Origin of the sequence: Bifidobacterium sp. UTCIF-1, assembly GCF_006408915.1 — a bacterium.
Classification (GTDB): Bacteria; Actinomycetota; Actinomycetes; order Actinomycetales; family Bifidobacteriaceae; genus Bifidobacterium; species Bifidobacterium reuteri.
The window spans coordinates 22,709-29,703 of record NZ_JFAG01000026.1 but is presented as its reverse complement, the minus strand read 5'-3'; the positions used below and the strand labels follow the sequence as shown (position 1 = coordinate 29,703).

The 6,995-nt window shown below is 59.1% G+C and carries 5 protein-coding genes; 1 reads left to right on the top strand and 4 read right to left on the bottom strand.

Translation table 11 applies throughout. From position 1 onward, the window contains the following. Together BW09_RS09935 and BW09_RS09930 are read right to left on the bottom strand one after the other, a co-directional pair. A partial coding sequence (locus BW09_RS09935; RefSeq protein WP_181162101.1) for a DUF4012 domain-containing protein occupies positions 1-1,639 on the bottom strand: 1,639 nt, incomplete at its 3' end. A gap of 173 nt (positions 1,640-1,812) precedes the next feature. Next, the gene (locus tag BW09_RS09930; RefSeq protein WP_258185062.1) at positions 1,813-3,285 is read right to left on the bottom strand and encodes a sugar transferase; all 1,473 of its coding nucleotides are present in this window, start codon (positions 3,283-3,285) and stop codon (positions 1,813-1,815) included. 831 nt (positions 3,286-4,116) lie between these two features. Here BW09_RS09930 and BW09_RS09925 point away from each other — a divergent pair. Continuing rightward, on the top strand, positions 4,117-5,835 hold the full coding sequence (locus tag BW09_RS09925; protein WP_258185058.1) for an MDR family MFS transporter: 1,719 nt from the start codon (positions 4,117-4,119) through the stop codon (positions 5,833-5,835). Positions 5,836-5,872: 37 nt separating this feature from the next. Here BW09_RS09925 and BW09_RS09920 read toward each other — a convergent pair whose 3' ends face one another. Together BW09_RS09920 and BW09_RS09915 are read right to left on the bottom strand one after the other, a co-directional pair. Continuing rightward, the gene (locus BW09_RS09920) at positions 5,873-6,244 is read right to left on the bottom strand and encodes a type II toxin-antitoxin system PemK/MazF family toxin (protein WP_044089542.1); all 372 of its coding nucleotides are present in this window, start codon (positions 6,242-6,244) and stop codon (positions 5,873-5,875) included. Beyond that, entirely contained in the window at positions 6,241-6,492 is a 252-nt protein-coding gene (locus BW09_RS09915; RefSeq protein ID WP_044089544.1) for an AbrB/MazE/SpoVT family DNA-binding domain-containing protein, read from the bottom strand. The genes BW09_RS09920 and BW09_RS09915 overlap by 4 nt, the downstream gene beginning before the upstream one ends. Between the last annotated feature and the right edge of the window lie 503 nt (positions 6,493-6,995).

The window sequence follows — 6,995 nt, the reverse complement described above, 5'->3', positions numbered from 1 at the left end:
ATATGTACATTGCCGTATCAATCTGGCCGGCCTGCAAGCCATCCAGGAACGGCCCGACGATATACTTCGGTAACTGTCCCACCTCATCCTGTGTGAGCATGTTGGTGAGCTTCACATGCACCGTGTACTGATCGGCTCCATCAGGTGCCACCTTGTCGAACTTCACACTGACGCTGCGCTTCAAATACCAGTCCATCTTGGCTTGGGAAAGATCCGAGAAGAACACACCGACCTCAGGGGTAGAGGCCTCGGTCTTCAGCGCACCGGAAATCGGCGTATTGAGCAGCAGCTTCTGCTCATCCTCATGCGCGCTCCACACCTTCATATGCCCCTGACCCACCGACGTGGTCACAGCCTTCAAAAACGCCTTGCCATCCTTGGCGTTTTGCATGATGTGCTGGAACGACAAACCGGCAGCCTGCGCAAAATATGCATCCTGCTCGTCCTCCGACTTGTCGATATACACCTGATTAAGCAGGTATTGAGCAGTGTTTGCACCATCCAGTGTCACACCGTCAGGCAGCGTCAATCCTCCGCTCACCTTAAGCATGTTCTGCAGAAACACCGGGTCGATGGCAATGACGCCATCCACATCCTGCCCGGCATGCGCTTTCCACATGGCCTTGGATATCTCACCAGTACGCGGGAAATCAGGCGTGAAGTTCGTATCCACAGCGACACGACCAAGCTTATCGGTGTACAACGTTCGCTCTTCAGCAGTAAGCGGCAGCACCGGATCGGTAAACCATGGAATCTCGCCACCGGAAACAAACGGCTGCAGTTCCACCTTGCCGTTGCTTACGGTCATCACACCCCACGAACCAGGCAAACCGCCACCCGGTCGAATCTCGGAATTGGTCTGCGCCAGAATCAGATACGTGCGCGCCGAACCATCACTGCCAAGCATCTTCGGCGCCACCTGCACCGCGACGTTCGCATCATGCACCATGCCTGATAAGGTATGCAGATAATTCTGCGCCTTCTCCATGGCATCAGCCAATTGCCCGATATGAGGATCGGGGGCGCCAATCACATCCTTTTCGGCATCATCGATCACGTTATCGGCCGTCTGAAGCGACTCCGTATACTTGGTCAGGCCAGAGACATCGACAGTTCCGTCATTGACGGAGACATCACTCATATTCAGCGCTGCCGAAGCCTGCTTCAATGCAGGCATCGCCTGTGTAGAGATGTTCTCCATTGCGGTGACTGCAGTGCGCGCAGCAGTGATATCTGCACCATAATACGGAATACGGGCAGCCACACTCCAGAGCATAGAATTGGTCTGCTCATAGGCAGCGTTCGTATGCGCCGAGAATCGATTCATGGAGTCATTCAAAGCTGCCGTATCACCGCTGGAAAGCGAATCCTGCATATTCGAGGCCACCGCCACAGCCTGCTCGACTTCGCTTTTGACCTTCATGGCGGACCATCCGAACCATGCCGCAATTGCAGCAAAGAACAGCAGCAACACGCCCAGCACAATCAATGCCCGCCGAATTCGACGGCGACGCCGTATCCGTCGAATATGACGTGCACTCATACGGCGACGCCGGCGGTGATGCCGCTCCCCTCCCGGCTCATCCACCGGAGGCTTCGGGGGTTCCTGGCTCGCCGCGGAATCATCGGACGCCTTCATATAATGAAGGCTATTCGATTCATAGTCTGGTTTACCTGACTCCTCAGGTGCTGCTGCCATATCTGTGTCCCCCCGCCCCGTCACACATCATTGCGTCATATACAAGCTGTCATATTACCGTAATCGGCAACAATGACGATATGAGCCATCTGAACTGCAGACAGCGACAATCATCAGTAAGCGCCCTTGTGGCTGAGCACGGCACCCACCGTGCGGAACATCAGCACGAAATCACCCAGTACCGACCAATTCTGGACATAAGCCACATCCAGGGCCTCGCTCTCCTCTGCGGACAAATCGGAGCGACCGGACACCTGCCACGGACCGGTGATGCCTGGCTTGACCAGCATGCGAGTGGCGTACAGCTTGTTATACCGGGCATATTCCTCAGGTAGCGGCGGGCGCGGGCCCACCACGGACATATCACCTATGAACACGTTAAGAAACTGCGGCAACTCGTCGATGGAGAAGCGGCGGATAAAATGACCGACCTTGGTGATACGCGGATCGTTCTTCATCTTGAAGATGAAACGATCGGTCTGGCCAGTCTCCTCGGCGAGCTTCTTCTTCAGTTCATCGGCATTGACCACCATCGAACGGAACTTGAGCATCTCGAACGGCTTGCCACGCAATCCAATGCGCTTCTGCTTGTAGAACACCGGACCGCCATCGGTGGCCTTGATAGCGATGGCCACCGGAATCGTGAGAATCAGCGAGCAGATGATAGCCAGCGTGGAGATGACCAAATCGAGCGCACGCTTGATCAGACGGTTGCTCGGGGAATACTGCGCCAAGCGCTGCGTGATGATTGTGGTGCCCTGGATCGAACGCACCTGCAACTCATGGTTAGAGGTATCTGCGGCAGAGGCCACCATGGCGATCTCCAAGCCATATGATTCCATGCGCACGGAGAAGATGTTGAAGTTGTCGGAATACCGGCGAATCTCATCGGTGACCATCACCGTCTGGGCGTCCATGCCGGCGATGCTCTCTGCCAGACCATGCTCGTCATACTCCAACACGGGCAGCGACGAGCCCCAGTTCATGCAGATGTCGCGTTGCATGTCTTCGATATCGTGATCCGGCTCGACCAGATCGGTCTCGGGGTTGAGACGGATCGGGCAAACCGCCACCGGACGGTAGTTCAGCTGCTCACGACGGCTCAGGAACTTCAGCGTACGGCCGATGCCCTCAGGAGAGCCCACCAGCACCGTGCCATACGCATACTCACCCTTGCTGCGGCTGCGTGTGATGAACAGTCGGGTGAAGATGCGCTCGACCGTGGTCAACGCCCATCCGGCGATGACCATCAGGCACAACGATGTGAGCGTCAGATCGAAGTTGAAGAAGAAGTTAAACGCGCACTGGATGACCCAGCATGTCAGCATGCCCTTGAACAGCAGCGCATTGAGCTGATAGCCGTCACCCATCACATGACGGTGGTACACGCCTACAGCATGCAACGACCACACCCAGAACAACGCGGTGATGACCAGATACAGAGTCGCGTTCATCGTGAAATCGAAACGGGGAGTGAAGAATGGCTGTGCCTCGTCTCGAATATTGAGCACAGTGGCACCGGCGATGACGAACATCGCAGCATCGATGAACATCAATGCCAGATTTACGAAGAACCGCCAGTACATTACGTGCGAAAGCTGGGACTGGCCGTTGACCGACTGCACCGGCTCCTGAGACTGCTGAGCAGGATTCTGAGCCGCCTGCGTTTGCGAGGCATCCTGCTGCTGCGCGCGCCCTCGGCCATCCTCCCACTGTGACGAACTATCCAACGATGTCATTACCGACATTCCTCTTTACTACTCGCTCTCTCTGCCGTTCAAGCCCCGCCGGATGCCGCAATCACGGTATTCCCGATGTCAGTTCCTGCCGTATTGGACAGCATCGGATGCGATACCACATGCTGCCACGGAATCCTCGCCCCCCCCGCATTGTTTGCATTGCAGGGCGGGTATCGCACTGGACGCTTATACGGATCTATGGGCGCTAGGTCTCGGGGCCGGCTTTTCGGTGGGTCGAACCTATTTCCGTATCTTACAAGGGTGGGGACACAAATTACATGGGGCATTGTTACGGACAGTGGAATCGTATGTGTGATCAGATGAACATGCTCACGGATTCGGTAATAGCAACGTTGTACCGATATCCGCATTATGGACATGCGTGACGGGAGAATAGCGGCTGCAAACGGCATACGGGTAGAGGCGGATTCCGCATGGCACTGGAATGGAACTGGCTGAGGCTGTTTGGTGAAGGCCAATCTGCAGTCGGCCTAGAAGATGTGGACGGATCAGCCACGCGAGAACAGACCACCCTGCGGCGTAGGGTGTACGCGTGCTTTCTTGAGGATATCCGGTCAGGCATAGGAGCGATGACTGTTCACACCGGCCGGATCCGGAAGTGGGGTGTGTGTGGTCAAGGGACATGGAACCGGGAATCAGAACACTGGGAATCTCGCCATTCGGAATCGTACCGACGAACTGCGGAGCGCGCTGAGTCAGGATGAAGCGTTCGCGGATGGCAAGCTGAGCCGGGCGGCGTTCATCTCTCTCGCCATACTTACGTTCATCACGTTCGTCGGCAACTTCGCGCAGCTGCAGCTGAGCTCCGCACTGCCGGTCATCGTCTCCGAATTCGGCATCTCCGTGACTACCGGTCAGTGGCTCACCTCCGTGTTCCAGCTGGTCATGGGCGTCATGGTGCCGCTCACGGCGTTCCTGACCCGTCGGTTCTCCACGCGCCAGATCGTGATCACGTCCATGGCCGTGTTCACATTGGGCTCGGTTCTGGCATGGCTGGCGCCGAATTTCGTACTGGTGCTGGGCGGGCGCGTACTGCAGGCGGCAGGCACGGGCGTGATGTGGCCGGTGCTGCAGATCACCGTGTTCTCCATCTATCCGTTGTCACGGCGCGGTTTCGCGATGGGCACCGTCGGCATGGCCATGAGCGTGGCACCAGCCATCGGACCGGTGCTGGGCGGCTGGCAGACCGACGCCACCGGATGGCGCTCCATCTTCCTGACGCTGAGCATCATCGGCGTCGGCTCCCTGGCGGCGGCCGTGTTCGGACTGCATAACTTCGGCGCGCATGACCCTTCGGCGCGCGCGGACTTCTTCTCCGTGTCGCTGTCCGTCATCGGATTCGGCGGGCTGATGTTCGGCTTCACCAACTCCGAAGCCTACGGGTTCGGAGCGCCGGTGGTGTGGGTGCCGATGGTCGTCGGACTGGTGGGCATCGTGTGGTTCGTGGCCCGCAATCTGCGGCATGGGCGGCGGTATAGCGAGGCGAAGGCGGCGGCTGATGCGGCTGAAGCGGCCGCTAATGGTGCTGCGGACGCCGACGCGGAGCCTGCGGACAGCCGTACCGCTAATTCCAGTGGTATCACCAGTAACAGTCATGCAGCCGTCTCCGACACAATCACCGGAACCGCACAAGCCAACGGTGCCGCTGGCAGTGACACCGTGCTCCCCCAGCCGCCGCTGCTTGACCTGCGCGTGCTGAAGAACCGGTCGTTCACCGTCGGCACCATCACCGCGTCGCTGGCGTTCTTCGCCTTCAGCTCGATCCTGGTCATCATGCCGCTCTACATCCAGACCGACCGCGGATTCTCGGCCACCATGAGCGGGCTGATCATGCTGCCGGGTGCCATCGGCATGTGTGTCTCCCAGTTCTTCGGCGGACGGGCGATGGACCGGTTCGGTGCACGGCCGGTCGCACTGTTCGGCTCAAGCGTGTTGACGCTGGGCACCATCGGCATGTCGCTGATCTCGATGGACACGTGGATCTGGTGGGTGTCGATCTGCCAGTTCGTGCGTCAGATCGGCATGGGCTTCCTGCTGATGCCGATCACCACATGGTCGCTGAACTGCCTGAACGGGCCGGACGAGGTGTCCGCCGGGTCATCGGTCACGAACACGGTGCGCCAGATTGCCGGCGCGGTGGGCGCACCGGTGCTGGTGATTCTCATGGAGGTGCTCGCATCCTGGCGCGCTGCTGGCGGGGCTTCTGATGTCGCCGCGTCGATTTTCGGCATCCAGTGGGTGCTGCGCGTTTCCGCGCTGATTTGCTTCGTCATGGTGCTGATGGTGGCGTTCGGCGTACGCGGGGACGGCGCGGGTCACATGCGCGACGCCGTGTCGCTGAGCGCCCTGCGCCGTCGCCGGAGCCTTCATCGGTGAGCGTGCGGCTTGTTTTCAGAGCTAGTGGTCCGTCTCGCTAGATGAGTCGTTCGATGCGCATGGTCGGTTGCATGAGGCCACTGAGCAACGTCTCCGTGATCCTGTCGAGCGTCTGCTCGTCCACATCGCCGACACGGACCGCGTGCCGCGCGTCCAGATCAAGGCACTTCGCCTGTTCGATCTCGGCCCACCCATGTATCTCGGAACCATCTTCGGTGGGAATGACGCCGATATTGACGTGAAGCGGATACTCACGGTCGCTGGTGACCGGCACGGTCATGGGCATGTTGTTGAACCGGTTGTAATAGTCGTTGCTCACCACGACCAGCGGACGACGCTTGTTCTGCTCGTGACCGGCTGACGGGTCAAGGTCGGCCCAGACGATATCCCCGTATCTCCAGTCGCTCACATCCGCTCCCGTCCTGCCGCCGCCGCGAATCCGTCCTCGGTCGGCTGGGGGCCGTCGTATCCGTCGAACAGTTTCGCGTAATCCATGATTCCGATGAACCGTTTGCGGGCGGGCGTGACCAGCAATCCGCCCTGTTCGACGCGGACCTCCAGCTCGTCTCCCACGTGCAGACCGGCCTGCGAAATCAGTTCTTTGGACAATCGGATGCCCTGCCCGTTGCCCCATCGTGTCAGCGTGGTCGTGGCCATGTCAACCTCCCATCATAAGTGTATACTAAGTATACACTTGATTCGTTTGAAAAAAACACTGCATCTCGCGTCTCTCCCCCAGTCAGCTTCGCTGACAGCCCCCTCGTCAGAGGGGGCCTGCAAGCATGGACGCGCTCTGCGCGCAGTTTGCTGGCTCGCCTGTCGGCTCGCACATTGCCTACAAACAGCTCCGCTGTTCGCTTCACGGCAACGGTCCATCAGAGGGGGCCGGTGCGGCCAACAGTTGGCTCCCCTTGTCAGGGGAGCTGTCGGCGTAGCCGACTGAGGGGTAGTCAACTTGGTTTGGTCTCTCCCCCAGTCAGCTCCGCTGACAGCCCCCTCGTCAGAGGGGGCCGAAATACCACCGCTGTTTGCTTCGCTGACAGCCCGTCCTGCAATTACGGACGCGCTGCGCGCGGCATTCTGCTGGCTCGCCTGCCGGCTCGCACGTTGCCTACGAACAGCTCCGCTGTTCGCTTCACGGCAACGTCCCGTCAGAGGGA

Coding starts and splice junctions, on each gene's coding strand:
- BW09_RS09930 (WP_258185062.1), bottom strand. CDS start 3,285: ATGTACTGGCGGTTCTTCGTAAATCTGGCATTGATGTTCATCGATGCT.
- BW09_RS09915 (WP_044089544.1), bottom strand. CDS start 6,492: ATGGCCACGACCACGCTGACACGATGGGGCAACGGGCAGGGCATCCGA.